1 protein-coding gene is annotated in these 1,145 nt (G+C 24.5%); it reads left to right on the forward strand.

All coding sequences use genetic code 11. The annotated features are described in order from the left end of the window. Window positions 1–278: 278 nt before the first annotated feature. Window positions 279–425: a hypothetical protein gene (locus ACRC28_RS05650; RefSeq protein ID WP_438542475.1), complete on the forward strand. Its 147-nt coding sequence runs from the start codon at window positions 279–281 to the stop codon at window positions 423–425. Window positions 426–1,145 lie beyond the last annotated feature (720 nt).

The following is a 1,145-nucleotide window of genomic DNA, read 5'->3' on the forward strand; positions in this document are numbered from 1 at the left end:
GAAATGTTGTTCTACGAGCTAAATAAACGATTAAGATCTTCTCACAGTTGTAGAGAATAAAAAATTATGAAAATACGATCTTCTTGCTTTTTAGCTTGAATTAATACACAAAGCTAAAACAAGAATAGTTCTTTAAGAAAAAAAAATGGGACAGTGTGGTAACGGCTTATCAAAAAAAGTATATCTAAAAGCTGGGATTCAAACTCACCTTTGAAGGAAACATCCAGTCTGTTGTGCTTAAGATAACCCTTGAGAGTATCTCTCTGGAGCGAAGACGAATGTGGAAAGAAGAAATTGAGAAAGCATTAAAGAATTTGGTAATTTCTAGAGGAAAAGTTGAAGATGTAGAACATAGAAGGAAGGACAAAATATCCAAGCCGAAAATACCAGGGAATCTTCATAAACTTTTTGATTCCTTTTACTAGAAAACCTTGTCAGATGAAAGACCCCTATCTGAGCTCTTCTATACAATCTATTGTTATTTAAATGGCAAAAAACTGAATCAAATAAATTTATTTATAAGTTTTAAGCTAACATGATTAAGTAAAATTAAAAATTAATTATGAAGCTTAAATGACTATGTAAAATTTAAACAGAAATATTAATTATAAAAGATTAATATTAAGCGTAGAAGATAAATATTGAGTATAAAAGATCAATATTTAGTAAAAAACAAATTTTAAGTATAAAAGATTAATACTTAGTCTTAAAGATTAATATTAAGCGTTAATGATCAATATTAAGTAAAAATAAAATATTAAGTATAAAAGATCAATATTAAGTAAAAAACAAATATTATATAAATGAAATCAATATTAAGTAAAAATAAAATATGAAGCGTAAATGATTAATACCAAGCATAAAAGATCAAAATTATGTAAAAATCTTTCTTGATTTATTAAAGATAAAAATTTATTTAAAATCAAATATTAAGTTTTAATAATCAATATTTAGTACAAATCAAATATAAAGCTTAAATAAATAATAATAACTAATATTCAAATATGTCTCATTTATGAACCCTTTGAGAAGAGACTTAACTCAATGTAAACAAAAGAAAGAATACAAACTGATACTCAATCGTTTGTAACGAACCATCTTCTATTTATTAATGATCTTAAACTCTTAGCAGATAACGAAAACCA

Source organism: Clostridium sp. (genome assembly GCF_051650885.1).
In the GTDB taxonomy this organism is placed as follows: domain Bacteria; phylum Bacillota; class Clostridia; order Clostridiales; family Clostridiaceae; genus Clostridium.

What these genes read in the sequence shown, in the direction of transcription:
- ACRC28_RS05650 (WP_438542475.1), top strand. Translation starts at nt 279, where the DNA reads ATGTGGAAAGAAGAAATTGAGAAAGCATTAAAGAATTTGGTAATTTCT.